17 protein-coding genes, 1 tRNA gene and 1 pseudogene are annotated in these 25,301 nt (G+C 73.0%); 8 read left to right on the plus strand and 11 right to left on the minus strand.

Annotation, left to right across the window (positions count from 1 at the left end):
* Window positions 1-80: 80 nt before the first annotated feature.
* From ACFC51_RS07195 to ACFC51_RS07205, 3 genes and pseudogenes are all read right to left on the minus strand, one after another.
* Window positions 81-650 carry a GNAT family N-acetyltransferase gene (locus ACFC51_RS07195; RefSeq protein ID WP_376366934.1) on the minus strand — a complete coding sequence of 190 codons (570 nt, stop codon included), beginning with the start codon at window positions 648-650 and terminating at the stop codon, window positions 81-83.
* 133 nt (window positions 651-783) lie between these two features.
* Window positions 784-2,058, minus strand: coding sequence for a phosphoribosyltransferase family protein (locus ACFC51_RS07200; protein ID WP_376527410.1), 1,275 nt, complete (start codon window positions 2,056-2,058; stop codon window positions 784-786).
* Between the two features lie 282 nt (window positions 2,059-2,340).
* A pseudogene (locus ACFC51_RS07205) lies at window positions 2,341-2,592 on the minus strand (TerD family protein); the annotation flags it as partial.
* Window positions 2,593-2,681: 89 nt separating this feature from the next.
* Between ACFC51_RS07205 and ACFC51_RS07210 the strand changes: the two are divergent.
* Complete coding sequence (locus ACFC51_RS07210; protein WP_376527413.1) at window positions 2,682-3,752, plus strand: hypothetical protein; 1,071 nt, start codon at window positions 2,682-2,684, stop codon at window positions 3,750-3,752.
* Between the two features lie 30 nt (window positions 3,753-3,782).
* Here the strand turns inward: ACFC51_RS07210 and ACFC51_RS07215 are convergent, their stop codons facing one another.
* On the minus strand, window positions 3,783-4,499 hold the full coding sequence (locus ACFC51_RS07215) for a hypothetical protein (RefSeq protein WP_376366928.1): 717 nt from the start codon (window positions 4,497-4,499) through the stop codon (window positions 3,783-3,785).
* A 372-nt stretch (window positions 4,500-4,871) separates the two neighbouring features.
* Window positions 4,872-4,944 (minus strand) — tRNA-Arg (locus ACFC51_RS07220).
* A gap of 318 nt (window positions 4,945-5,262) precedes the next feature.
* Between ACFC51_RS07220 and ACFC51_RS07225 the strand changes: the two genes are divergently transcribed.
* The 7 genes from ACFC51_RS07225 (at window position 5,263) to ACFC51_RS07255 (ending at window position 14,393) form a co-directional block, all read left to right on the plus strand.
* A complete protein-coding gene (locus ACFC51_RS07225) occupies window positions 5,263-6,906 on the plus strand; it encodes an ATP-binding protein (RefSeq protein ID WP_376527416.1) in 1,644 nt (547 codons plus the stop codon).
* The gene (locus ACFC51_RS07230) at window positions 6,903-8,876 is read left to right on the plus strand and encodes a GTPase (RefSeq protein ID WP_376527418.1); all 1,974 of its coding nucleotides are present in this window, start codon (window positions 6,903-6,905) and stop codon (window positions 8,874-8,876) included. Before ACFC51_RS07225 ends, ACFC51_RS07230 begins: the two co-directional genes overlap by 4 nt.
* A gap of 438 nt (window positions 8,877-9,314) precedes the next feature.
* On the plus strand, window positions 9,315-9,740 hold the full coding sequence (locus ACFC51_RS07235) for a single-stranded DNA-binding protein (RefSeq protein WP_376366922.1): 426 nt from the start codon (window positions 9,315-9,317) through the stop codon (window positions 9,738-9,740).
* Window positions 9,741-9,928: 188 nt separating this feature from the next.
* Window positions 9,929-11,401 (plus strand): Cys-Gln thioester bond-forming surface protein, encoded by a 1,473-nt coding sequence (locus ACFC51_RS07240; protein ID WP_376527421.1) that lies wholly within the window; start codon window positions 9,929-9,931, stop codon window positions 11,399-11,401.
* A gap of 207 nt (window positions 11,402-11,608) precedes the next feature.
* Window positions 11,609-13,273, plus strand: a complete 1,665-nt coding sequence (gene ettA / locus ACFC51_RS07245; protein ID WP_376366918.1) for an energy-dependent translational throttle protein EttA — start codon at window positions 11,609-11,611, stop codon at window positions 13,271-13,273.
* Window positions 13,274-13,278: 5 nt separating this feature from the next.
* Window positions 13,279-13,701: an acyl-CoA thioesterase gene (locus tag ACFC51_RS07250; protein ID WP_376366916.1), complete on the plus strand. Its 423-nt coding sequence runs from the start codon at window positions 13,279-13,281 to the stop codon at window positions 13,699-13,701.
* Complete coding sequence (locus ACFC51_RS07255; RefSeq protein ID WP_376366914.1) at window positions 13,698-14,393, plus strand: hypothetical protein; 696 nt, start codon at window positions 13,698-13,700, stop codon at window positions 14,391-14,393. Before ACFC51_RS07250 ends, ACFC51_RS07255 begins: the two co-directional genes overlap by 4 nt.
* 27 nt (window positions 14,394-14,420) lie before the next feature.
* Here ACFC51_RS07255 and ACFC51_RS07260 read toward each other — a convergent pair whose 3' ends face one another.
* From ACFC51_RS07260 to ACFC51_RS07285, 6 genes are all read right to left on the minus strand, one after another.
* Window positions 14,421-15,395 (minus strand): ABC transporter ATP-binding protein, encoded by a 975-nt coding sequence (locus ACFC51_RS07260; RefSeq protein WP_376366912.1) that lies wholly within the window; start codon window positions 15,393-15,395, stop codon window positions 14,421-14,423.
* The gene (locus ACFC51_RS07265) at window positions 15,392-18,163 is read right to left on the minus strand and encodes an ABC transporter permease (RefSeq protein ID WP_376527424.1); all 2,772 of its coding nucleotides are present in this window, start codon (window positions 18,161-18,163) and stop codon (window positions 15,392-15,394) included. The genes ACFC51_RS07260 and ACFC51_RS07265 overlap by 4 nt, the downstream gene beginning before the upstream one ends.
* A 1-nt stretch (window position 18,164) precedes the next feature.
* On the minus strand, window positions 18,165-21,506 hold the full coding sequence (locus ACFC51_RS07270; RefSeq protein WP_376527427.1) for an FtsX-like permease family protein: 3,342 nt from the start codon (window positions 21,504-21,506) through the stop codon (window positions 18,165-18,167).
* Between the two features lie 159 nt (window positions 21,507-21,665).
* A complete protein-coding gene (locus ACFC51_RS07275; protein WP_376527430.1) occupies window positions 21,666-22,070 on the minus strand; it encodes a globin in 405 nt (134 codons plus the stop codon).
* Between the two features lie 76 nt (window positions 22,071-22,146).
* Complete coding sequence (locus tag ACFC51_RS07280; RefSeq protein WP_376527433.1) at window positions 22,147-23,601, minus strand: FHA domain-containing protein; 1,455 nt, start codon at window positions 23,599-23,601, stop codon at window positions 22,147-22,149.
* A gap of 112 nt (window positions 23,602-23,713) precedes the next feature.
* The gene (locus tag ACFC51_RS07285; RefSeq protein WP_376373996.1) at window positions 23,714-25,075 is read right to left on the minus strand and encodes a VWA domain-containing protein; all 1,362 of its coding nucleotides are present in this window, start codon (window positions 25,073-25,075) and stop codon (window positions 23,714-23,716) included.
* Window positions 25,076-25,301: the final 226 nt, after the last annotated feature.

The raw sequence follows: 25,301 nt of genomic DNA on the forward strand, positions 1-25,301 counted from the left end.
GATTCACGTCACTTCGCGCATCGCTCCACCACACGGGCGCGCTGAGGGCGCCCCCAGGGCCGCCGCCGGGTGATCCCGTCTCAACGGCTGGGCGCGGGCAGCCCGGCGGCCGCCGGATGGTCCGGCCCGAGGAGGACGACCAGTCCCGCCCTGCCGGGCACGGACACCGGGACCCGGTGCCACCCCGCGCGCCGGTAGAAGCGCAGCGTCGCCTCCGCCCCCGCGTACGTGAGCAGCCAGCACCGTCCGTCCGGGGCGGCCCCGGTGACCGCCGACAGCAGCGTCGCGCCCACCCCGGTGCCGCGTGCGGCCGGGGCGACCGCCAACTCGTCGACCTCCACGGCCCCGCACAGCCACGCCTCGACCCGGTCGGGCCCCAGGGCCTCGGCGACATGCCCGTAGCTGCGTCCGGAGGGGAAGGGGCGGGGCGTGGTCCAGGCGGTCGCGAAGCCGTGCACGGTGTCCCCGTCGAGGGCCAGTGCGGAGGTGAACCCCGGGCGTCCGGCGTCGGCGGCGAGCCGCTCGGCGTACTCCGCGGCCGCCGAGGGGTCCTCGTTCCACGGCGGGGCCGAGAACACGTCGGCGTAGACCCGCCGGATTCCGTCGGCGTACGCCGGGAGGCTCCCGCTCCCGGCCGTCCGGATCCGCATGACCGCACCACTCCCCGCCCCTGGACCGATCCGCACAGGACAGGACGCACTCCTGTGGCGCCTGCGGCAGCCGATGGCCCGTCACATCATCCCTTGAGACGGTGGGTTCACCCATCAGGTGCGTCCCGGGAGGTTACGGCCGGACCTCGAAGAGGTGCCGTGTGAACCACTCCTGGGCGAGGTCCGCGACCCGGTCCAGAGCGCCCGGCTCCTCGAACAGATGCGTCGCGCCCGGGACGATCTCCAGCCGGTTCTCGCAGTGCAGCGCCTTCTGCGCCTGACGGTTGAGGTCGATCACCGTGGTGTCGTCGCCGCCGACGACGAGCAGGGTGGGGGCCCGTACCCCGGAGAGGTCGGTGCCGGCCAGGTCGGGCCGCCCGCCCCGGGAGACCACGGCGCCGATGCCGGAGTCCGTCGCGGCGGCGGCCCTCAGTGCGGCCGCCGCACCGGTGCTCGCCCCGAACGAGCCGACGGGGAGGTCCACGCGGCTCCTCAGCCAGCGGGTGGTGTCCGCCAGCCGCCCGGCGAGCAGCCCGATGTCGAAGACGTTCGCGCGGTAGACCTCTTCGCCGGGCGTGAGCAGGTCGAAGAGGAGGGTCCCGAGGCCGGCGTGGTTCAGGGCCGTGGCCACGGAGCGGTTGCGCGGGCTGTGGCGGCTGCTGCCGGAGCCGTGGGCGAACACCACGACCGCGCCCGCGTCCGGTGGCAGCGCGAGGTCCCCGGCGAGCGGGACCCCTCCCGCGTCCACCTCGACCTCCTCGGCCGCGACGGCGCCTCCGGCGGCCCGCGCCAGCAGGGCGACGACCTCCTCGTCGGAGGTCTGGGAGAAGTCCGTGTACCACTCGCCCACGGCGGAGAAGAGGCTCGGTGTGGCGAGGCACACGACCTCGTCGACGTCCTCGCGCAGCCGTGCGGCCGTGTCCGGCGACGCGACCGGCACGGCCAGTACGACACGGGTGGCGCCCTGCGCCCGCACCACCCGGCAGGCGGCCCTCGCCGTCGCCCCGGTGGCCACCCCGTCGTCCACCACGACGACCGTCCTCCCCCTCAGAGGAAGACGTGGCCGCCCCTCCCGGTACGCCCGGGCCCTCCGGAGGAGCTCCGCCTCCTCGGCGCGCTCCACGGACAGGAGATCCCTCTCGCGGACCCCTGCGCGGCGGACGATCTCGTCGCTGATGACCCGTACCCCGCCCTCGCCGATGGCGCCGAAGCCCAGCTCGGGGTGGGACGGCACGCCGAGTTTCCGGACCACGATCACATCGAGCGGGGCGCCGAGGGACCGGGCCACCTCGAACGCGACCGGGACGCCGCCGCGGGGCAGGCCCAGGACGACGGGCCGGAGCGTCTCCAGGCGGCCGAGTGCCCGGGCGAGCTGCCGCCCGGCGTCCGTGCGGTCGGTGAACAGCACAGTGGTTCGCCTCCAGGGAGGAAGACCGGAACACACACCCCCACTTCCGAAACAAACCCATGTGCACCCGTTCGGCAAGTCGGGGACCGCCGACGGTACGGAGGTGACCGGGGCGGTCCTGATCGACGTCGCCGGCGTACTCACCGTGTCCCGGGAGCCGTTGCCCGGCGCCCGGAAGCGCCGCCCGGTGTCCGGGGAGCCTGCGGAACCACCGCGGGCTGCGGAAATCCCTCCCTACGACACCGCTCACCGGCAGTACCGGACGTGCAGGCCTCGGGACCGTCAGCCGGCCACGTCGACTCCGTACCCGCGGGCGAGGGCGCCCAGCCTGTGGTCGTACCCCTGCCTGATGGCGCGCAGTCGCCACAGCGGTCCCCGGCGGTAGAACTCGGCGAGCAGCATGGTGCGCTCCGTGGTCGCCGCGTCGAGGGCGGCCTGTGCGAGGGGTGCCGCGCTCGTGCCGGGGGCAGCGGGGATCTGGATCGCCCCGACGTAGCCGAAGGTCAGGTCGCCGTCGAGGGCAGCCGCGAGGACGGATGCGCAACCGCTGAACCTGGTGGGTGCCGCCCTGGCGATTCTCGGAACCCCTGCTGCGCAAGCCTTCGCCTTGTCAGGATGTGCGCATGGACACTTCACCGCGCCTGCCGGATCCTCTCCGCGCGATCGTCTTCGACGCCAATGCGCTCGGCAACGGACTGCCTCATCTGGGGAAGGTGCGGCGAATCGCGGCCCTGGCGTCAGACGCAGGAGCCGGGACATGGATTCCGGAGCTCGTGGCCCTGGAGTGGGCGGAGCACCTCGTCCGCGAGGTCGACGCCTTCCGCGTCGCAGCGAAGTCCGCAGTGAAGATCATGTCTGCGGCAGGCATCGACGCGCAGCTCCCTGTACTCCCTTCGGACGGCCAAGCCGTCGTCGAGGGCTTTCTCAGGGAGCTGGAAGCCGTGCCGGGCGTCACGATCGTGGAGCTGAGCGGCGACGCGGCACGTGCTGGACTGAAGGATCAGATCATGCAGACCGGGCCCGGCCGGAAAAAGCAGGGAGTCAAGACCGGCGGCTCCGACTCCGCCTGGCTGCGGGACGTCCTGGCAAAGGCCGGTGGCTCGTTCGACGACGTCGTCCTGCTCAGCCAGGACGGCGATGTGCAGGCTGCCTGCAAGGCTCTTCGAGCGGCTCCTCCCCGGATGATGAACTGGAAGGACTTCAACCAGGCGCTGTTCAGGCTGGTGAAGAGCCCGCAGGTACTGGAACGCAGGATCACCGCCTACTTCTCCTCGCTGGTGGACGACTCGAAGCAGACTCATCACGACGGGGCCGAACCGGAGATGGATCTCGGGGACTTCGAGGCCGATGAGGCGCTCCTGCTGGCCGGCAGCTATCAACACCAGCCCGAACTGAATGACGTCAGCCTGAGCCGGGTGTACGAGGTGCTCGATGTGTCGGACATCCGCATGGAGTACGCGGCGACGAGCGAGAAGGCCGGCGACGACCCTCGGAACGCCACGCTGGAGGCGACCGTGGCGTTCCGTGCCGACCTGGACGTGTCCACCTATGAACTCACAGTGGATGGTGGCGTAGAGATGGGCTCTCACCCCGTGGACGACGTACGCGTCACCAGTTCGCTCATCATCGAGGTCTCCGACGGAGAAATCCGCTCCTACGAGCCGGTCGACCGCTTCCGTGTGACGCGTATGTGATCGTGTCCTCGCTCGTGAGGCACGGCTCCGTCACCGGATCGGCTGTCGTGGAGGATCTACGGGCGGCCTCACGGCTTCCGGTGGCTGATGCAGTGCTGTCGGCGACACCGCTCGGCCGATCCCGGTGTCGACAACCGCTGAGTACGCGGGTATCTCCAGCTTGGAGAGGGATACCCAGGCGGCAAGGGCCAGCTGAGTCAGACCAGGTACGGATTGCGCGTGGACTGCACCACGAGAGCGGCTCTGCGCGAGGTTCCGCGGTTGCCAGTCGCCCGATGTACGTCGTCGGCGACTGTTCAACGGCGGTGCAGTTGCCACCTGTAGGGCGTGCTCCAGCGCGAGGCCGCAGACAGTCGGGCCCATCTCCTCGACCAGAGAGCGTTCGTCCACAGGTGCTTCGGGAATCAGCAGCGGCCAGCGGATCACCACCACCCTCTCCCAGAGTTCGGGTGGCACCGTGTTGGCCAAGTGGTGGCTCTCGCCTACGGGCAGGTCCCGCAGACGGCGCTCAGCCTCCTGCGTCTGTCCCACGTAGCAAAGGCCCGCACCAGCGGCGAACACCCCGTAGAGGGCGGGCCCTGTGACGGTGGGGCCCGCTCCCTGCGCCTCGGTCAAGAGGGCTCCGACACGATGGGCGAACTGGAAGCGCCGCTCCTGCCATCGTGCCAGCAGTGCGGGATCAGCCAGCAGGGTCGTCAGTGACGTTCGCCACCCGCGGTAGGCATCGTCGTAGGTCTGATCATCCACGCACCGCAGCGTAGACCTAGGCGCAGGCAGTGGGAGTTCGCTTCAGGACAGGTGCCGAGAACTGTCCGAGGGCCAAGCTCGTACGCGACAAAGCCACTGGTGTCACGTGAGCGGCTGACGACGTGTTGAGCCTCTGTGGAGACCCCCCCCGAGCTGCCCGACGCGGGCTGACGAGAAGCGCGGACATGTCTCCGTGGATTCTCCGTGGCCACCCGCGGAAACCCGGTGCCGGCCCGGACGGCGCCGGACCGTCCACGCCGTCGCAGGGGCCGGTCCGGTGCTTACGTCCTCGCTACGCCGTGCTCGGTAGCATGCCCCTGACCAGCGAAAAGGCCCTCCGGGTCGGAGGGCCTCACAGTGGTGCGCGATGTGTGCCCCCGGCAGGACTCGAACCTGCGGCCAAGCGCTTAGAAGGCGCCTGCTCTATCCACTGAGCTACGGGGGCCGGGTGCCGGCCTGGTGTCCCGGAGGGCGCTGGTTCAAGCCATCCGTGACCTTGCCGGGACAAGGATAGGGCTCAGATCCCCTCGTCCCGGTTGCTTCACCTGCGTGGCACGATGTGGAGGTTCGGTGAAGCGAACCGATAATCGCAGGTGGGTGCGATTCATGCATCGCTTTTCGCGCCTCGCGCCCCGGGTGTTGTGCACTCGTTATGCCTGCGCCCTACTCGTCCCCTCTGTCCCCCGGGACGGATCCGCCGCGCAGAGAGGCCTATACGCTTCAAAAAGGCGTCAAAATTGGGCATTCTTCACATGTGGTAACCATGGATGTACGGCCCCAGCTCATCGACGCACTTTCCGCCCTGCGCGACCGTGTCGCTGCCGTGCGTCTTCCACTTCCGCTGCCGGGTGCCCCGCGCGCCCGGCAGACGCGGACCGAACTCCTCGCCCAGCTCGACGACTACCTCGTACCCCGGCTCAAGGATCCCGAGGCGCCGCTGCTCGCGGTCATCGGGGGATCCACCGGCGCGGGCAAGTCGACGCTCGTCAATTCGCTGGTGGGATGCCGGGTCAGTGAGGCCGGTGTGCTGCGCCCGACGACGCGCACGCCCGTACTCGTCTGCCACCCCGACGACCACCACTGGTTCGCCGGGGTGCGGGTGCTCCCGCAGCTGACCCGCGTGTGGCTGCCCCCGGGACAGGTCCCGGACCCGGACGGGCTCGACCACCTCGGCGCCGACGGCCGGCGCGACGACAGCGTGCTGCGCGTGGAGACCGCCGCGACCCTCCCCAGGGGGCTGGCGCTCCTGGACGCCCCCGACATCGACTCGCTCGTCGTGCAGAACCGGGTCCTGGCCGCCGAGCTCATCTGCGCCGCCGACGTGTGGGTCATGGTGACCACGGCTTCCCGGTACGCGGATGCCGTGCCGTGGCATCTGCTGCGCACCGCGAAGGAGTACGACGCCTCCCTCGTCACCGTTCTGGACCGGGTGCCGCACCAGGTGATCGGTGAGGTGTCCCGGCAGTACGCCGCCCTGCTCACCCGCGCCGGCCTCGGCGAGGTGCCGCGCTTCACCATCCCGGAGCTGCCCGAGTCCGCGGGCGGCGGCAGCGGGCTGCTGCCCACCACCGCCGTCGCGCCCCTGCGCGCCTGGCTCACCCACCGGGCGCAGGACCCGGCGGCCCGTCAGCAGGCCGTGGGGCGCACGGCGTCCGGGGTCATCGACTCGCTCAACGTGCGGATGCCCGAGCTCGCCGGGGCGGTGGCCGCGCAGTACGCGGCGGCCGTGCGGCTGACCGGGGTCGTCGAGGAGGCGTACGGGAAGGAACTGGCGCGCGTGCGGCGGCGGCTCCGGGACGGTGCGGTGCTCGCCGGGGGCGCCCGCACCCGGTGGCGCGGATACCCGCTCTACAGCACCGCCGGAGAGCTGCTGGACGCCCTCGTGGAGAGCCTGGTGGCCCTGTTGCAGTGCGCCGTGGCGGCGTCCGACGAGCAGATCCGTACGACCTGGCAGCGCGAGCCGGCCGCCGGGATCTTCCGGTTCGAGGACGCCGGCCGGGAGGCCGGCGGGTGGGGACCGGCCGAGGACATCCAGGGCCGGATCGGCATGGCCGTACGCCGATGGCGGCGGGTCCTGGAGGAATTGGCCGAGGAGGAGACGCGGCTGCTCGAACGCAACGCCGCGCCCGACGCCGAGACGGTGGCGGCGCTCCTCGCCGCCGCCCTGCTCGGCGGGCGCCGTGCACGCGGCGCCGGGGAGCAGCTCGCCGAACGCATCGGCGCCCAGGGGGCGCTGAGGCTCCGCGACGAGGGCGGGGCCCTGCTCGCCGGCTGCCTCGACCAGGTCATGCACGGTGAGCGCGACCGGCGGCTCGCCCCGCTGGACGCCCTCGAAGTCGCCCCCGAGCCACAGGCCGAACTCATCGCCGCACTGTCCCTACTGCAGAAGGAGAGGTGGCAGCGATGACTGCCGTCACTGACCAGGGCCGGGACCACGGGCAGGGGCAGGAGCCGGAGCCGGAGCCGGAGCGTGACGGTGCGGGGCGGCCCCGGGCGGAGGAGGAGCGGCGCTGGGACGACGGACTGATCGCCCGCCGCGCCGCCGACGCCGCGCAGGACGAGCGGCCTCTCCGGGAGGAACCCGGTGCCCAGGACGAGCCCGGGCCCCAGGTCGAGGCGTACGGACTGCCCGGCAGCCCCCTGCGGCCGCGACTGGACGCGCTGCGCGAGCTGGTCGGACTCTCCCGCGCCCGGCTCGACGGGGACACCCTCGCCGAGGCGGGGCGGGTGCTCGACGAGGCGTCGGCGCGGCAGCGGCTCTCCTCCCGGCACACGGTCGTCGCCATCGCCGGAGCCACCGGCAGCGGGAAGTCCACCCTCTTCAACGCGCTCGCCGGCGTGCAGATCTCCGACACCGGACTGCGCAGGCCGACGACGTCGGCCCCGATCGCCTGCAGCTGGACGGACGGCGCCGCCGGGCTGCTCGACCGGCTGGCCGTCCCGGGCCGGCTGCGGCGCAGGCCGGTGCAGGGCGGCACGGCCACGGACGAGGCGCTCCAGGGCCTCGTGCTGGTGGACCTGCCCGACCACGACTCGGCGGCGACCGGCCACCGGGAGCAGGTGGACCGGGTGCTCGCCCTGGTCGACGCGGTGATCTGGGTCGTCGACCCGGAGAAGTACGCCGACGCGGCTCTGCACGAGCGCTATCTGCGCCCGCTCGCCGGGCACGCCGAGATCTCCTTCGTCGTGCTCAACCAGATCGACCGGCTCTCCGGTGAGGCCGCCGACCTGGTCCTGGACGATCTGCGCAGGCTGCTCGACGAGGACGGCATGGCGGTGGGGGAGCACGGTGAACCCGGCGCCACCGTCATCCCCCTGTCGGCACTGACCGGAGCCGGGGTGGGCGACCTGCGCGAACTGCTCGGCCGGTTCGTCCAGGCCCGTACGGCTGCCGCCCGCAGGCTCTCCGCCGACGTGGACGCCGCCGCCGCCCGCCTCCGGCCGGTGTACGTCGCCGAGGGCCGGCCCGGACTCGGCGAGCGGGCCCGCGAGCAGTTCACCGACCGGCTCGCCGAAGCCGTCGGCGCGGCCGCTGCCGGACAGGCGGCGGAGCGGGAGTGGCGCAGGAACGCGGGACGGGCCTGCGGGACGCCCTGGCTGCGGCTGTGGCGCTGGTACGAGTCCACCAGGCAGCTCGGCGGTCTCGACCTGATGGCCCAGGCGCTCGCGCCGCCGCCGGAGGAGGAGCTCACCGCCCGGCAGCGGGTGGAGCAGGCCGTGCGGAAGCTGGCGGACGACGCGGTGGACGGGCTGCCCACCCCGTGGGCGCAAGCCGTGCGGGAGGCCGCGGTCAACGGGGCGAAGGGGCTGCCGGAGGCGCTGGACGATCTCGCACGGACCGCCCAGGCGGGAGCCCCCGGCCGCGGGCGTGGGAGGAGCGGGGACACCGGATCCACCACCGCGGGGGCGGCCGGGAAGGGCCCGGCGACGGGATCGGGCCGGCGTGGCTCCGGTCTGCCGGGCACCGCCGCCGCTCCCGCCACGGGGGCACAGGGGGCGCGTGCGGCCAGGCCGCCGCGCCCGGCGTGGTGGCCGGCGGCGGTGCTCGCGCAGGCCTCGATGACGCTGCTCCAGATCTTCGGCGGACTGTGGCTGCTGGGTCAGATCGTGGGGGTGATCGAGCCCGGCCTGCTCGTCCCGGCGCTGCTCATGCTGGCCGGGGTGGTCGGCGGGCCGCTCGTCGAGTGGTCGTGCGCGGCCGCCGCCCGCGGGCCCGCCCGCCGGTACGGGCAGGAGGCCGAGCGCCGGCTCCGCGAGGCTGCGGCCGGCTGCGGCCGGGCCAGGGTCCTCGACCCGGTGGCGGCGGAGCTCGCGCGCTACCGCGAGGTGCGGGAGCGCTACGTGGCGGTGACGGAGTTGTCCACAACCGGCGGTTGATCCACAGGGCCCGGCGGGATTCGCGGATCCCGTCCAGGATGGTGCGCAGCGGATCGGACGGACGCCGGGAATCGGAAGGGCACCGGGAATCGGACGGACACCCGGAAAGCGGGCGGACGCCGGGAATCGGATGGACTCCCGGGGAACGGGCGGACGCCGGAAAGCGGGCGGACGCAGGGAATCGATGGACGCCTGGGATCGGACGGACGCCCGGAAAAAGGGTGGTTGCCGGGAATCGGATGGACGCCCGCAAAACGGGCGGGCGCCGGAACTGAGGACGGGTGCCCGGGAGTCGGCCTGTTCCCGGGACCGGTCCGGCGTCCGGGGGATCCGGCGGACGGACCGGATCGCACGTCCCCGCACCGCATCGGTGCAGGGGGTGGCGGGACGGCGGGACCGAAAGCGTACGGAAAGCGGCAGGGAAACGGGGGACGGTACATGAACGAGACCTTGGTGACGCTGGTGGGAAACGCCGCGACAGCGGTGGACTTCCGGGAGACGGCGACCGGAGCGACGGCCAGATTCCGTTTGGCGGTGACACCCCGGCGGTGGGACCGGGAGCAGCAGAACTGGACGGACGGCCGTACCGGTTTCTACACGGTGTGGGCCCGGCGGACCCTCGCGGCGAATCTGTCCGGATCGGTCTCGGTCGGTGAGCCGCTCGTCGTGCACGGCCGCCTGAAGGTGCGCGAGGAGGAGCGGGACGGGGTGTGGAGGACCTCGGTGGACGTCGAGGCCGTGGCCGTCGGGCACGACCTGACCAGAGGGACGGCCGCGTTCCGGCGGGTGGCCAGGGCCGATCCGACCCTGACGGCGCCTACGCATCGTCAGAAACCAGCCACGGAAATGGTATCGCTGTCCTGAAGGAGAGGGGGCGCGCCGAACGGAGCGATAACGATTACGAGTCGGAATGCTTATGTGACGGCATGAAGGGGGATTCCCCTTCGCTCGCTCCTTACGATTCCCCAGTACTCATGCGGCACTTGAGTTTGCTGGCGAGACACCTCCCACACGCAACCCAAGCGTGAAGGTCTCGCCCGGAGGGGAATTCTGTGTTTTCTGTGTCTTCAGCATCCACTTCGTCGTCCACGGCGGCGGAGGGCTCCCCAGGGGGCCGGAGCAAGGGTCACGGCCGCGGTCTCGTCAGGACGGCCGCCGCGGTGCTGGCCTCCGGGCTGGTCGCTGCGGGAACGATCGTCGGAGCGACGGCCGCCACGGCCGCGCCGACGGACGAGACGGGTCAGCACCAGGGCGGTGCGGTCGCCGTACTGGACGGTCTGAAGACCTACGGCACCGCCGAGCTCAACACCGGTGAGGGCAAGAAGCCCCAGGAGCTGCCCGCCGGCCTGTTCGAGATGAAGGTCGACGGCGGCGGCACCATCCAGACGTACTGCATCGACTTCCACACGCCCACCAAGGACGGCGCGAAGTACCTGGAGACCCCCTGGGACCAGTCCTCCCTCGGCGCCAACCAGGACGCGGGCAAGGTGCGCTGGATCCTCCAGCACTCCTACCCGCAGGTCAACGACTTCGCGGCGCTCGCCGAGAAGGCCGGAACCGGCCCGCTCGACGAGAAGACCGCCGCCGCCGGCACCCAGGTCGCCATCTGGCGCTTCTCGGACAAGGCCGACGTGACGGCCAAGGACGCGAACGCCGAGAAGCTCGCCGACTGGCTGGAGGCGAACGCCCAGAACGTCGCGGAGCCCAAGGCGTCCGTGGGGCTGTCCCCGGCCGCGGTCTCCGGCAAGGCCGGTGAGAAGCTCGGCCCGGTCACCGTCCACACCGACGCAGGTCAGGTCTCGGTGGCACCGCCCGCCGACGCCGCCGCCAGCGGGGTCCAGGTCACCGACAAGGCCGGCAAGCCCGTCACCGAGGCCGCCGACGGCACCGACCTGTACTTCTCCGTCCCCGAGGACGCCACGGACGGCTCCGCCGCGTTCTCCGTCCAGGCCTCGACCTCCGTGCCCGTGGGCCGGGTCTTCGCCGGGCTGATCAAGAGCCAGACGATGATCCTCGCCGGCTCCAGCGAGTCCACCGTCTCCGCGACGGCGACCGCCACCTGGGCCGAGAAGGGCGCCGTCCCGGCGGTGACCGCGGAGAAGAACTGCGCCAAGGGCGGCGTCGACATCACCGCGAGCAACACGGGTGACGAGGAGTTCACCTTCGAGCTCGCCGGCACCGAGCACACCATCCCCGCCGGAGAGACCCGCACGGTGACCGTCCCGGTCGGCGAGGACGAGGCCTACGACTTCACGATCACCGGCCCCGGCGGCTTCAGCAAGAACTTCAAGGGCGTCCTGGACTGCGAGACCGCAGGCACCCCCGCCCCGGGTGACGACGTGACCACGCAGACCGGCTCCGAGCCCACGCCCGCCGCGAGCACCCCCGCCACCGAGGGTGACCTCGCCGCCACCGGCGGCTCCAGCGCCACCCCCGTCATCGCGGGTGTCGCCATCGCCCTCGTCGTCCTCGGCGGCGGCGCGGTCTTCTTCCTCCGCCGGAAGAAGACGCAGACCGGTGAGTGACTGAACACGGGCGCAGCGGTAAGGCGCCGCTGAAGTGCCTGGTACGGACCCCCGTACCAGGCACTTCGCGTTCCCGGGGCCCTCTGCGGGGGCGTGTGGGGGCGTGCCGGGCGCGTTCCGGGGACCGGACGGGTTTCCGTCCGGGTGCGGACGTCAGGCAAGATGGGTGTATCTGCCCACACCTCTATTGCTGCCGGACGGTTTCTCTTGGCTGAGTTCATCTACACCATGCGCAAGACGCGCAAGGCGCACGGCGACAAGGTGATTCTCGATGACGTCACCCTGAACTTCCTGCCCGGCGCGAAGATCGGTGTCGTAGGGCCCAACGGTGCCGGTAAGTCCACGGTGCTGAAGATCATGGCGGGCCTGGAGCAGCCGTCCAACGGTGACGCGTTCATCACCCCCGGCTTCAGCGTCGGCATCCTCATGCAGGAGCCGAAGCTCGACGAGTCGAAGACCGTCCTGGAGAACGTCCAGGACGGCGCCGCCGAGATCATGGGCAAGCTCAAGCGCTTCAACGAGGTCGCCGAGCTCATGGCGACGGACTACTCCGACGCGCTGATGGAGGAGATGGGCAAGCTCCAGGAGGACCTGGACCACGCCAACGCGTGGGACCTGGACGCCCAGCTGGAGCAGGCCATGGACGCCCTGGGCTGCCCGCCCGGCGACTGGCCGGTCACCAACCTCTCCGGTGGCGAGAAGCGTCGCGTGGCGCTCTGCAAGCTCCTCATCGAGGCCCCGGACCTGCTCCTCCTCGACGAGCCCACCAACCACCTCGACGCCGAGTCGGTGAACTGGCTGGAGCAGCACCTCTCGAAGTACTCGGGTGCCGTCGTCGCCGTCACCCACGACCGGTACTTCCTGAACAACGTCGCCGAGTGGATCCTCGAACTCGACCGCGGCCGCGCGATCCCCTACGAGGGCAACTACTCCACCTACCTCGACAAGAAGGCCGCCCGCCTCAAGGTCGAGGGCCGCAAGGACGAGAAGCGCCAGAAGCGGCTCAAGGAAGAGCTCGAGTGGGTCCGGTCCAACGCCAAGGGCCGTCAGACCAAGTCCAAGGCCCGTCTCGCGCGGTACGAGGAGATGGCGGCCGAGGCCGACAAGATGCGGAAGCTGGACTTCGAGGAGATCCAGATCCCGCCGGGCCCGCGGCTCGGTTCCATCGTCGTCGAGGTCGAGAACCTCTCGAAGGCCTTCGGCGACAAGGTCCTCATCGACGACCTGTCGTTCACGCTGCCCCGCAACGGCATCGTCGGTGTCATCGGTCCGAACGGCGCGGGCAAGACCACGCTCTTCAAGATGATCCAGGGCCTGGAGACGCCGGACAGCGGTTCGGTCAAGATCGGTGACACGGTCAAGATCTCCTACGTCGACCAGTCCCGCGCCAACATCGACCCGAAGAAGACCCTCTGGGCCGTCGTGTCGGACGAGCTGGACTACATCAACGTCGGCCAGGTCGAGATGCCCTCGCGGGCGTACGTCTCCGCGTTCGGCTTCAAGGGCCCGGACCAGCAGAAGCCGGCCGGTGTCCTCTCCGGTGGTGAGCGCAACCGCCTCAACCTGGCGCTGACGCTCAAGGAGGGCGGCAACCTGCTGCTCCTTGACGAGCCCACCAACGACCTCGACGTCGAGACCCTGTCCTCGCTCGAGAACGCCCTGCTGGAGTTCCCCGGAGCAGCGGTGGTCATCTCCCACGACCGCTGGTTCCTGGACCGCGTCGCCACACACATCCTGGCGTACGAGGGCGACTCCAAGTGGTACTGGTTCGAGGGCAACTTCGAGTCGTACGAGAAGAACAAGGTCGAGCGTCTCGGCGCGGACGCGGCCCGCCCGCACCGTGCCACGTACAAGAAGCTCACGCGAGGCTGATCGAGTTGGCCCGTCACCTCTACAGCTGCCCGCTGCGCTGGTCGGACATGGATGCCTTCGGCCACGTGAACAACGTGGTCTTCCTCCGCTACCTGGAGGAGGCGCGCATCGACTTCATGTTCCGGCTGGCGCCGGGGGACGGCTCGCCGTCCTTCTCGGGCGGCTCCGTCGTGGCCCGGCACGAGATCGACTACGTGCGCCCGCTGGTCCACCGGCACGCGCCGGTGACCATCGAGTCCTGGGTCACGAAGATAACCGCCGCGTCGCTGACGATCGCCTACGAGGTCAAGGACCCCGAGCAGGTCTACGTCCGCGCGTCGACGGTCGTCGTGCCCTACGACCTGGCGGAGGGGCGGCCCCGGCGGATCACCGCCGAGGAGAAGCTCTTCCTCCAGGAGTACCTGGACCAGGAGCCCGCCGTCGTATGACAGTGCCCGTACGGTCGCTGCGGTTCGCCGACGCGAGGGAGGCGGCGGATCTCGCCGCCTTCCTCGGCCGGCTCCTGCACTACGACCGGGCCGCCGCCGTCCGTCTCCAGGCGGGCGGCGGCGCTCTGGCCGTCTTCGGCCGGCCGCCGTCCTTCGAGGTCCTCGCGATCCGCACGGTCCGGCTGTCCGGGATCCACGACTTCGACGTGACGGTCTCGGCCGGCGAGCTCCTCGAAGCGGTGGACACGGACGGTGCGGGGGAGGCGCCCGGTGTGAGCGCCCTGCCCGCGCCTGTCACCGGGCCGCCGTGGGCGGGGATGCTGCCGCCGCGCGGCGGCTGGCGGGAACGCCCCGGCCTGCCGGGCCCCCTCGACCTGCGCGCCGGTCTCACGGACGCCGTGGCCGAGTTCCGGGCCCGCGACGCGGCACTTCCCGAGGACCGGCGCACCCGCGCGGAGCGCGACCTGATCGGCCGCGACATCTGGTCCCGGACGGTCGGGGAGACGGAGCTCCCGCTGCGCGCCGTGCATGCCGCGCAGTCCCTCGGCTTCCTGCGCCCGGCACCCGACTTCCCCGTCGCGCTGCTCACGGCCGGATCCTGGCTGCGGCTGCGCACGCCCTTCGGGTCGGTGGCCCTGCGGGGCACGGGCGGCGGCCTCGGCACGCTCGCCGTGACCGTCGGCACCGTCTGAGGCGGACGGCTCCCGCCGCAGCCCGCTCTACTCCTTCGAGGTGTCCGGCTCCGCGGGTGCGTCCGGCCACACCCCGATGTGGTCCCGCTCCAGCTCGAGCATCACCCGGTGCTCCATCCGCAGCGCCTCGGTGTACTCCGCGGGCAGCTGCAGCCGGCCCGCCCGGTCGAGCATCGCGTACTCCCGCGCCACCTGGGACTCCTGACCCGTCGCCGCGTCCACCTCGGTGCGCCGCAGCACCTCGGAGGACGTACGGCCGTCGCGGATCGCGACCGTACGGCGCACCTCGTTCGCCACCGCCTGGTCGTGGGTGACGATCACGATCGTCGTGCCGAGCTCCTCGTTGGCGCGGCGGAACGCGGCGAACACCTGCTCGCCCGTCGCGGAGTCCAGCTCGCCGGTCGGCTCGTCGGCGAGCAGAACCGAGGGGTTGTTGGCCAGGGCCACGGCGATCGCCACCCGCTGCTGCTGGCCCCCGGACATCTGGGCGGGGCGGCGGTCGCGGCAGTCCGCGACATCGAGCATCTCCAGCAACGACTGGGCCCGCGCGGCCCGTTCACGGTTCCGCCCCCCGCCGCGCAGCTGCATGGGCAGCGTGACGTTCTGGACGGCCGTCAGGTACGACAGCAGATTGCGCGAGGTCTGCTGCCAGACGAAGCCCACGACGTCGCGGCGGTAGCGCAGCCGCTCCTTCGGTCCCATCGCCAGCAGATCGCCGCCCGCGACCTTCGCCGAGCCCGCCGTGGGCACGTCCAGGCCCGCGAGGATGTTCATCAGGGTCGACTTCCCGCTGCCCGAAGCGCCGACCAGTGCCATCAACTCACCTTCGGTCACCAGCAGATCGAGGCCCTGGAGCGCCTGCACCTCCACGCCGTCCGCGGAGAAGATGCGCACCAGCCGGTCGCAGGCGATCAACGCGTCGTGCCCGTACGACGGGCGGTCGCGGCGCGCGGCGGCCCGCTGTTCGAGCTCCGCCAGGGTGGTCTCTGTCGATGATGTCACCGGGTGTCTCCTGCCCTGAGTTCCTTGATCGATCCACGGCGGCTCGCCCACCAGGCCTGGACACCGGCCACGCCGGCGGTGAGGACGACCACGCCCACCGCCGGGAGCGCCAGCGACCCGAGGTCGGCCCGCAGCGCGGCCGTGTGCGAGCCGGGGGCGGTGGCACCGGCCAGGGCGAGTGACCCGAGGTCGACGCCGGGTGCCAGCAGGGCGATGGTCGCCCAGCCGACGAGGAGCCCGCCGAACGCGGCCAGCAGCGCCTGCGGCATCGCCTCGAACGCGAGCAGCCGCCGCCCCTGCCGGGTGGTGAGACCCATGGTCCGCAGCCGGGCCAGGAGCGTCGTGCGCTCGGGTGCCGTCTGCAACAGGGAGAGCAGCACGGCGAGCAGCGCGTACCCGGCGCCCGCCACGACCGCCGCACCGTAGATCCGTTCGGCTCCCGACTGCATCGGGGTGTCGACGAACCGTTCGCGCTCCGCGGACCGCAGTTTCACCGTGAAGTCCGGCCCGGCCTTCCTCGCGGCGGCCCGCAGCTGCCGGCCGTCGAGCGAGGAGCCGGTGACCAGGAGCGTCGTGGGACCCGGCCGGGCGAGCCGCTTCGCGTCGACGACCAGGAACTCCGCGTCGCTCACCGCGGAGGTGCGCGCGAGGACCGCGGCGACCCGCACCGTGATGTCCCCGGCCTGCGAGCCGATGGTGTGCGGACGCTCACCGAGCCGGTCCGCGAGCGCCGGAGAGACGACCGCGGGCAGCACCTCGTCCTGCCCGGGTCCGCTCCGCAACGAGGCCGCGGGGAAGGCCGGCAGACCGCCGCCGCGGGCCAGCCGTGCGTACGACGCGGGGTCGACGCCCACGAGCGTGGCGCGCTTCGTGTCCGACCTGACGTCCCCTGAGGCGGCGAGAGGGGTCCTGTACTCGATGCGCACGGGGGCGACGTCCTCGACGCCGTCCACCGCCCGCACCTGGCTCAGGGCGCCGTCGGTGACGGGGGAGAGCGCGCCCTCCCCGCTGATCCTGGCGTCCGCGCCGACCGCCCGCAGCGCCGCCTCGTCCCGCGCGTCCGCGACCCCGGCGAGAACCGAACCGCCGAACGCCGCCGTCGTCAGCGCGATCAGCAGGGCCAGGAGCGGCAGGGTGCCGCTCGACGAGGCCCGGCCCGCGCGGGCCAGCGACAGGAAGCCGACGGCACCCCGCAGCCGCGCCACGGGGCGGGCCGCCAGCCGGAGCGGCAGGGGATACAGCCGCACGAGGACGAGCGCGGCGATCAGCCCCACGAGTACCGGCGCGGCGCTGACCAGCAGATCGGTGCCGGAACCCGTCGACGTGCCCCGCCGGCGCAGCGCCACGACGGCGCCCGCGGCCAGGACGAGCAGGGTCAGCTCGGCCACCGTACGGCGCCGGGAGGGCCTGGCGTCCGCCATGTCGTCGCGGGCGCCGTGCAGCAGCGGCCTGCGGTGGTGCAGCGCCGTGCGGAGCGGGAGCGCTGCACCGACGAGAGCCGCGACGACGCCGGCGCCCAGCAGCGCCGGCAGGAAGCGGGCCTCCCCGACGAGCAGGACGGCGAGCAGCAGTCCGGCCGCCGCCGCGGGCAGCACGGCCACCGCGGTCTCGGCGAGCAGCCGCCCGCCGATGCCCCGCAGCGAGCCGCCGCGCGAGCGCAGCAGAGCCAGCTCGTGGTGGCGGCGGGCGCCGATCAGCCCGCCCGTCATCAGGAGGACCACGGCGGCCACCGTGCCGACGCCGACGGCGGCGACGGTGACGACGGGGCCGATGGCGGCGCGCATCGAGGTGTACGCCCCGAGGATCGCGTCCAGGTCGGTGGTGAGCGTGGTGTTCGGTCCGGCGATGTCGCGCAGCCTCAGCAGACCGGGGCCGTTCTCGAGCGTCGCGATTCCGGACGCCAGCGCGGGCACGTCGGCCGCGGTGAGCCCGGAGGCGTCCGGTGCCAGGCGCCAGTACAGCTCCGGCTCACCCGTGGTGGCGAGCAGCGCAGGACCCGTGTCCGGAGGCAGGAGCAGCGTCCCCCGCCAGTAGAAGACGGGCGTCGGGGACCCGGGGTCCCGGACCAGGGACGGGGCGCGGAACAGCGGGTCGATGGCCCAGTAGCCGCTCTCCGGCCGCAGCGGCGCGACGATGCCGGTGACCCGTACGGTGAGCGGGCGCCCGCTCGGGGTGGGCACCGCCACGGTGGAACCCGGCTTCATCCGCAGCGCCTTCGCCGTCTCCTCCGTGACGGCCGCCTCCACCTCACGGGTGCCCGGCGTCACCTGGCCCCGGGCGGCGGGCCAGCGCCCCGACCGCAGGGTGCTGTGGCGGGGGAGCGCCGACGGGGCGGCGTAGGTGAGCTGCGGCGGTATCGCGTCGGGGCGCGGGAGCCAGGGTTCGTCCGCGGTCAGGGGCTTCGTGGTGTGCACGCCGTACGAGGACTCGGGCAGGTCGGCGCGCACCGGGCCGGGGAGCGTCTCCACCAGCGCGTCACGGGCCGAGGACAGGGCCTTCTCCCGCACCGCGGCCTCACGGACCGAGGAAGCCTGTCCGAGCGAGGGCGGCGGCGTCGTCACTTCGAGCACGCTCTGCCCGGGCGGCGCCGACGTGACGTCGTGGCGCAGCGCCTTCGTCTCGTACGCGTCCACGGAACGCGGGAACGCCGCGGCGAGAAAGGCGGTCAGGAGGACCAGGACGGCCAGGGCGGCGGAGATCCCGGGGGCGGTGCGCAGCCTCGTACGCACCCAGGGGGCGCAGGCGGCCGGGAGCTTGGCGGCGGTCATGTCAGTTGTCCCCCTGGTGGCGCAGCGACACCGCAGGGTCGCCGCGGCGCAGTGTGATCGCGGCGACGGTCAGCAGCGGCAGCGCGGCGACCGATGCCAGCAGGACCGCGACCTGCCCGGCCGGAAGCAGCACCAGCACGTCCGGCACGGGCCTGGCCGCCTGCCCGGTCAGCACGACGAGCGGTACGACGGCCCTGGTGAGCACCGCCCCGAGGGCGAGCCCGATCAGCAGGGCCAGGGTGATCAGCACCCCTTGCTCGGCCGCCATCATCCGGGCCAGCCCTCTGCGGGGCGCGCCCAGGGCGCGCAACACGGCGAATTCGGCGCCCCGTTCGCGCTGCGAGCCCACGAGACCCACGGCGAATCCGACGGCGGCCAGGGCGGCGGCCACCACGGCGACCGCCAGCATCGCGGACTGCGGCCCCGCCCCCAGCGGATCGTCCGTCAGCTCCCGCGCCACCTCGTCACGGACCCGTACCTGCGCCGGATCGGTGCCGGGCAGTGCGCGCAGCCCGGCCGCCACCTTCGCGCCGTCGCCGGGCGCCGCGCTCAGCCACCACTCGGTGGGTGCGAGGGTGGCCCCGGACCGGTGGGCGAGCACCTCCGACACCGCCCTGAGGTCCAGAAGGAGGGCGCCGCCCGGCTTGGCGGACGAGTCCTCCGAGGCGCCCCCGGACGCGGCTTCGAGCGCGTCGGAGGCGGCACCGGGACCGGTCGTCGGGAGCTGCCGCACCGCCTCGACGAGCTTCACCCGCACCGTGTTGCCCGCCAGCGTGACGTCGACCTCCTGGCCGAGCTCCGCACCCGCATACGTCAGATAGGCGTCGGTGGCCACCGCCTTCAGCGCGGGGGCCGCCGGACGGACGGCGGTGATCCGGAGGGTGCCGACCGCGTAGCCGCTGCCGAAGAAGGAGTCGTCGGGCGGGACGGCCCCGGTGTCGTACCGGAAGGAAGGGGCCGCGCCCGAGCCGGTCACCGCCCGGGCCTCTTCGCCGGGGTGGGTCTCGCTCCCCTCGGACACGGTCGTGTCGGCGCTCCAGCGCACCCCGGCCGCGGAGGGAGCCTGCCGCTCGCCCTCCGCGGTGCGGGCCCGGAGGCCGGTCACCGCCACCAGCCGCTTCTCGGAGCGGGCGGACGGTACATCACCGTCCACCTCGAAGCCCGTCACCGCCAGCCCGCCCGGGGCCGACACGGGGAACGACAGGACGTGCGCCCGTCCGTCGACCGGGACCGTCCCCGCCCCGACCCGGTAGCCGACGCCGTAACGGTCCTCCAGCAGCACGCTGACCATCGGGGCCGAGCCGGACGGTGACCTGCCGCCGGGCGCCGCGGTGTCCCTGATCCGCATGTCGAACAGCACCCGCTCGCTGCCCTCGGGCAGGACCACCCCGGTCCGTGCCGTCCTCGGCGGGGCGATCGTGTCGAACAGCTTCTGCGACGACGTACCGGAGAGGTCGTCCCGCATCAGCAGCCCCTCGTCCGCGTGGCCGGTGTCCAGAGCGAGCACCTCGGCCGTACGCCCGCCGGACAGCTCGGCCGTCGTGCGGAACGCCGGGGCCGCCTCCCGGACACCCGGCAGATCCGTGTACACGGCGGCCTTCGCCGGATCGCCGGACGGCGTGCCGACCACCCGCACCGACGCACCCGACCGGAAGTCGGCCTGGTCGCCCTGCGAGCGGTCCCAGGAGGCGCTCTGGCCGATCGCCAGCATGCCCATCGCGACCGACAGGACCAGCAGCAGGACCGGACCCGCGCCGCGCAGCGGCCGGCGGCTGAACTGCCAGCCCGCCAGAGCCGCCGGCAGCCCCCGGCCGCCCGCCGCCCGCCGCTCCGCGAGCCGGGCGGCCGGGGGGAGCAGGCGCAGGGTCAGCACCGTGCCCGCGAGCAGGGCCAGCGCGGGGGCGGCGACCAGCAGGGGATCGATGCCCAGCTCGCCCTCCCGGTCACCGCTGAGCGCGCCGCCGCCGGACGCCCCGGTCTGCCGGTCGAGCTGCCAGTAGGCCACCCCGGCGATCAGCAGCAGCCCGATGTCGGCGCCCGCCCGCACCGGAGTGGGCAGCGACGCCGTGCGGGCGCCCCGGCGCCCTCCCAAGCCCGCCGTGAGCGCGGGCGCCACCACGGCGAGCGCGCACGCCAGCGCGACGGCACCGGCCACCAGCCAGACCGTGCCACCCGCCCCGCCGTCGAGCCGCAGCCCGATCCGGCCGAGCTCGCTGCGCTCCGCGAGCAGCCGGGTCAGCGGACCGGCCAGCAGGGGCGCCACGACGGCGGCGGGGACCGCCAACAGGACCGCCTCGATCGCGGCCGCCGAGGCGATACGGCCCCGGGAACCGCCCCGGGCCCGCAGCAGTTCGGTCTCGCCGCCGCGCTCGCTGCTCAGCAGCCGGGCCACGAGCAGCAGGGTGTACCCGGCGAGCAGGACGAGCTGTACGGCGACGATCATGATCGTGGAGCGGGACACCAGCAGGGCCCGGTCGATCTGGTCGATGACGGTCGGCAGCGAGGTCCTCACCGTTGCGCCGTCCCCGAGCGCCGCCGAGGCGGACAGCGCCTTCGGCCCGGCCGTCGAGGAACGGCGCAGCGCCTCGGTCCGGCCGGTGGTCACCGAGCGGAAGTCGGCGGCAGCCAGCCAGGAGACCGGACCTGAGCCGACCCGGCCGGAGCCCAGCACGGACGGGTCGGCCAGCAGCGGGCCGTAGGTCGTGAAGACGACCTTGCGGACGCCGCGCCCGCCGAGCGGGTCCAGCCGCCAGTACGGGTCGTCCAGGTCGGACGCCTCGTAGAGACCGGTGATCTCGATCGGCAGGGGCGTCCCGCCCAGCCGGTCGGTGAGGGTCAGACGGGCGCCGGCCTTCAGCTCCAGCGCCTCGGCGGCGGCGCGCGGGAGCGCGACCTGCACGGGGCCGTCGGTGCCCCCGGCCCCGGCCTCCGGCATACGTCCCGCGGTCAGGCGGACACGGCTGCGGTCGAGCGAGGCGAGATGGGTCAGATCGGGCTGGCCACTCCGTGCGGCGGGAGCCCGGAGCCCCCGCGGCAGCGCGTACGGCCCCGAACTCTCCAGCTTCCGTACGGCCACCGGCAGCCCGTCGAACGTGTCGCGGGCCGCCTCGCGCACGGCGGCGTCGGCCTCTTCGCGTCCCTCGCGGTCCACCTCGGCGGAGACGACGAGGGAGGCCCGCTCGGCGGAGCGGTGGGTGAGCGTGTGACGCAGGGCGGCGTCGCCCGTCGAGCCCGAGAACGCCGTCAGCGCGGCCAGCACACAGGTGGTGAGCAGGACGGCGAGGAAGGCGGCGGCGAGCAGGAGCCGATGGGCGCGCGCCCGTAGAAAGACGAACCCCGTCACCCGATCCCCCGTACCTCAGCTGCCCCACGCCTCGCACGCCCCCCGGCGCACTCCGGATGCTTTCAGAGTGCACGGGCTCCTGGGAACCGCTCGGGGGCGCACCTTGACGGGATCGTGATCGTTATCCGGCGGTGGAGCACCGGATTCCGCACACCGGGATCAGCCTGCGGTGTTGACCATCGAGGCGGCGGCGTAGGTGAGGTAGTCCCACAACTGCCGCTCGTGCTCGGCGGGAAGGCCGAGCTCGTCGAGGGCCGCCCGCATGTGACCGAGCCAGGCGTCGTGCGCGGCCCTGTCCACCTGGAACGGGGCGTGCCGCATCCGCAGCCGGGGGTGTCCCCGCTGGTCGCTGTAGGTGCGCGGACCGCCCCAGTACTGCATCAGGAACAGCGTGAACCGTTCCTCGGCCGGGCCGAGATCCGCCTCCGGGTACATCGGCCGCAGCAGCGGGTCCTCCGCGACGCCCTGGTAGAAGCGGTGCACCAGGCGCCGGAAGGTCTCCTCGCCGCCGACCTGCTCGTAGAAGGTCTGCTCCTGAAGCGTGTCGCGCGGAATCTCTGTCACCCGTCCATCGTCGCAGACGCACCGGCCGAGGACCGGGGTCCTAGGACCCCGGTCCTCGGCCGGCGGGCGTCGTGCGTCAGCTCGGTCGGTCGCGGCGGACCGTGATCGTCGTCCAGGCCCCGACATGCACCTGGTCGCCGTCCTGGAGCGGGACGGGGACGTAGGGCTGGATCGGGTCCTCGGCGCCGTTGAGCGTGGTGCCGTTGGTGGAGTTCTGGTCGACGACGGCCCATGTGCCGTCCGGCTGCTGCACCAGCACGGCGTGCTGGTGCGAGACACCCGGATCCTCCGGCGGCACGGCGAGATCGATGTCGGGGGACTCGCCCGTGCTGTGCCGGCGGCGTCCGATGGTGATCTGGCCGCCGGTGAGCTGAAGCTGCTGCTCCGGGGAGTACGCGGGCAGGTTCAGCCCCGTCGCCTCGGGGCCGCTGCGCTGCATCATCGCCAGGAAGTAGTCGCGGTCCGGTGCGATGACGGCCGTCCAGCTGCCCGGTCCCTGGTCCGGCCCGCCCTGGACGGGGCCCTGGCCGGGGAACTGCTGCTCAGGTGCCTGCGGAGCCTGAGGCGCCTGCGGGCCCTGCGGGTCCTGCTGGAAGCCCCGCGGAGGCTGCTGCTGCGAGGGCGGCGGCAGCATCCAGTCGTCGCCCCCACCTGTCTGCGGCGCCTGGGGACGCTGGGGCGCGGGCGGCGCGGACAGCTGCTGGAACGACGGCGGGGGCGGCGGCCCCTGCCGCTGCGGCTCGAACGGCGAGGGCGGGCCGGCCTGGTGGCCCGGCCCCTGCGACCCGGGACCCTGCTGGCCCTGCGACCCGGGACCCTGCTGGCCCGGCTGACCGGGACCTTGCGGACCCGGCCGGCCCTGCGGATCGAACGGCGACGGCGGGCCGGGCTGGTGGCCCGGACCCTGGTGACCCGGCACCTGCGGCCCGGGACCCTGCGGACGCGGCCCCGAGCCCTGCGGACCCGGACCCTGCTGGCCCGGCCGGCCCTGCGGATCGAACGGCGACGGCGACTGCTGCTGGAAGGACGGCGGGGGCGGCGGCCCCTGCTGGAAGGAGTGCGGGGGCGGCGGGGGGCCCTGCCGGTCGTCCTGCTCCGGCGAGAGTGGCTCGGCCGGCCTGTTCATCTGCGAAGGCCGGGAGCCCTGGTACTCGAACGGGTCCCGCTGCTGAGGCGGGCCCTGCTGCGCCTGGAAGCCGGGCGGCAGGTTCAGTCCGGGCGGTGCGCCGACGCCGCCCTGCGGGGCGAGCGGGGTGTACGACGTCGCCGTGTTCGTGAGGAAGTTCCAGCGGCACTCCTCGCAGTACGGAGCCATCGCCTCACGCGGGGTGCGGCACTGCGGGCAGAGCTCCGCCTGGACGGTCTGCTGTCCGGGGCCGGGGCCCTGCGGATAGCCGTAACCGGGTGCGGGCGGCGGGGGAGGCGGCGGCGGGACGGCGCCAGCGGGCGCGCTGGTCCCGGCCATGCGATGTCCGCAGACCTCGCACCAGTCCTCGGAACCCGACTGGTGTCCGTTCGGGCAGGTCGGCATGTCGGCGCTTCCCCCTCTCCTCGTCCGGCCCGGAGGCCGTCATGCGTGTCGGTGCACCGCCCGGTCGGCCGGGACGGCTCTTCGTGCGGTTGTGTCGTTGTCGTCCGCGTCGCTATTTCTTGACGCGAACTGTCTTGGTCGAGCGCGTTTCGAGTGTCATCTCGTCCGCTTCCGCGACCCTTGCTTTCAGTCGCACAGTACCGGTCGCCGCGTCGACGACGTCGACCACCTTCGAAAGCAGTTTCGCAGTATCCGCGTTCCCGGAGGCCGACGCGAGCTGCACCGCGCGCCCCAGTTTCGCCGTCGCGCCGTCGAAGTCTCCCGATTTGCGCGCGTCCAGTCCTTGCTGGATGACTTGTGCCAGTTCGGCCTGCCCCGTGTAGTGCGCCACCTGGGGGTTGATCGACGTCGAAGCAGCCATGTCGTCCGTCCACACCGCGCGGACGAGCCCCTGGGAGAGGTTCTGCGGGGCTCCGCCGCCCGAAGGGGCCGGAAGGATCAGCGAGACCCGGGCCGCCAGCATCTCCTGGCCGATCCCGGCCTCCGGAACCCGCACGCACACGTGGTAGTCGCGGGACTCGTCGCCCCAGGAACCGGTCGGGTAGTCACCGGACCGGGGCCCCGACTCGCTGCGGCGGCCGGTCAGTTCGGCGACCGTCGGTGCGACCTGCTTGACGAACACGATCTCGACGCCGACGGGCGTCCAGAGCCGCAGCGCCACGTCCGCGACCTCCTTGCCCATCGCGTTCTCCATCATCCGCGTGAAGTCCGCGGCGAGACCGGCCGGATCGGCGACGATGTCCGCCGTACCGAGCAGCGCGGAGGCGATCCCTGTGACCTCTTTCACCTCCCAGTCGGTGCCGACGCCTCTCGCGTCACAGGTGAACCGGCCCGCACAGGAGTCGAGGGCGGCCCGCAGGTCCTCCGGGGACTCGTGCTCGTTGCGTCCGTCCGTGAGGAGGATGCCGTGCCGGATGTCCACGTCGGCGGCACCCAGCAGCCGGTCGGCCAGTCGCAGCCAGGTCCCGATGGCCGTGCCCCCGCCCGCGCTCAGCCGGCGCAGGGCCTCCTTCGCCTGTGCCTTGGTCTGCGGATCGGCCGTGGCGAGCCGCCCGTTGCCCGGGTACACGTCCTTGGCCACATGGGTTCCCGCCACCACGGCGAAGTGCGTGCCGTCCCGCAGGGTGTCGATGGCCGCAGCCGTCGCGTCGCGCGCGTTGCGCATCTTCGTCGGCGGGTAGTCCATCGAGCCCGAGCAGTCGACCATGAGGACCACGGCGGCGTCCGGCGCCCGCCCCGGGACGCGCACGGCGGCCTGGACGCCGTCGGTCAGGGGGACACCGCCCGTCGTGCCCCCGCCCGTGGACGTGACGGTGACGATCGCGTTGACGTCACGGCCGCCCTCGGGCAGGAATTCGTTCTGGTACACCTCGACGGAGAACTGCGGCACGTTGGACTTGGAGAAGTTGGCCATCTGAGCGGCTCCTTGAGGCTCCACGGAGGTCGGGCGAAGACAGGTGTGCGGACGGACGGACTTCAGTGCGAGGGGCGCGGCCCAGCGGTGCGCGGACGGAAAGGCGTAGGAACAGCAGGCGTCAGGGCGGAAGGCGTAGGGACGGCAGGCGTCAGGGCGGGAAGCGTAGGGACGGCAGGCGTCAGGGCGGGAGGCGGTAGGGGACGACGGCCGGCCGGACCACCGG

It is taken from the genome of Streptomyces sp. NPDC055962, from assembly GCF_042270185.1.
In the GTDB taxonomy this organism is placed as follows: Bacteria; Actinomycetota; Actinomycetes; order Streptomycetales; family Streptomycetaceae; genus Streptomyces.

What these genes read in the sequence shown, in the direction of transcription:
- ACFC51_RS07195 (WP_376366934.1), bottom strand. Translation starts at nt 650, where the DNA reads ATGCGGATCCGGACGGCCGGGAGCGGGAGCCTCCCGGCGTACGCCGAC.
- ACFC51_RS07210 (WP_376527413.1), top strand. Translation starts at nt 2,682, where the DNA reads ATGGACACTTCACCGCGCCTGCCGGATCCTCTCCGCGCGATCGTCTTC.
- ACFC51_RS07225 (WP_376527416.1), top strand. Translation starts at nt 5,263, where the DNA reads ATGGATGTACGGCCCCAGCTCATCGACGCACTTTCCGCCCTGCGCGAC.
- ACFC51_RS07230 (WP_376527418.1), top strand. Translation starts at nt 6,903, where the DNA reads ATGACTGCCGTCACTGACCAGGGCCGGGACCACGGGCAGGGGCAGGAG.
- ACFC51_RS07235 (WP_376366922.1), top strand. Translation starts at nt 9,315, where the DNA reads ATGAACGAGACCTTGGTGACGCTGGTGGGAAACGCCGCGACAGCGGTG.
- ACFC51_RS07255 (WP_376366914.1), top strand. Translation starts at nt 13,698, where the DNA reads ATGACAGTGCCCGTACGGTCGCTGCGGTTCGCCGACGCGAGGGAGGCG.
- ACFC51_RS07265 (WP_376527424.1), bottom strand. Translation starts at nt 18,163, where the DNA reads ATGACCGCCGCCAAGCTCCCGGCCGCCTGCGCCCCCTGGGTGCGTACG.
- ACFC51_RS07280 (WP_376527433.1), bottom strand. Translation starts at nt 23,601, where the DNA reads ATGCCGACCTGCCCGAACGGACACCAGTCGGGTTCCGAGGACTGGTGC.
- ACFC51_RS07285 (WP_376373996.1), bottom strand. Translation starts at nt 25,075, where the DNA reads ATGGCCAACTTCTCCAAGTCCAACGTGCCGCAGTTCTCCGTCGAGGTG.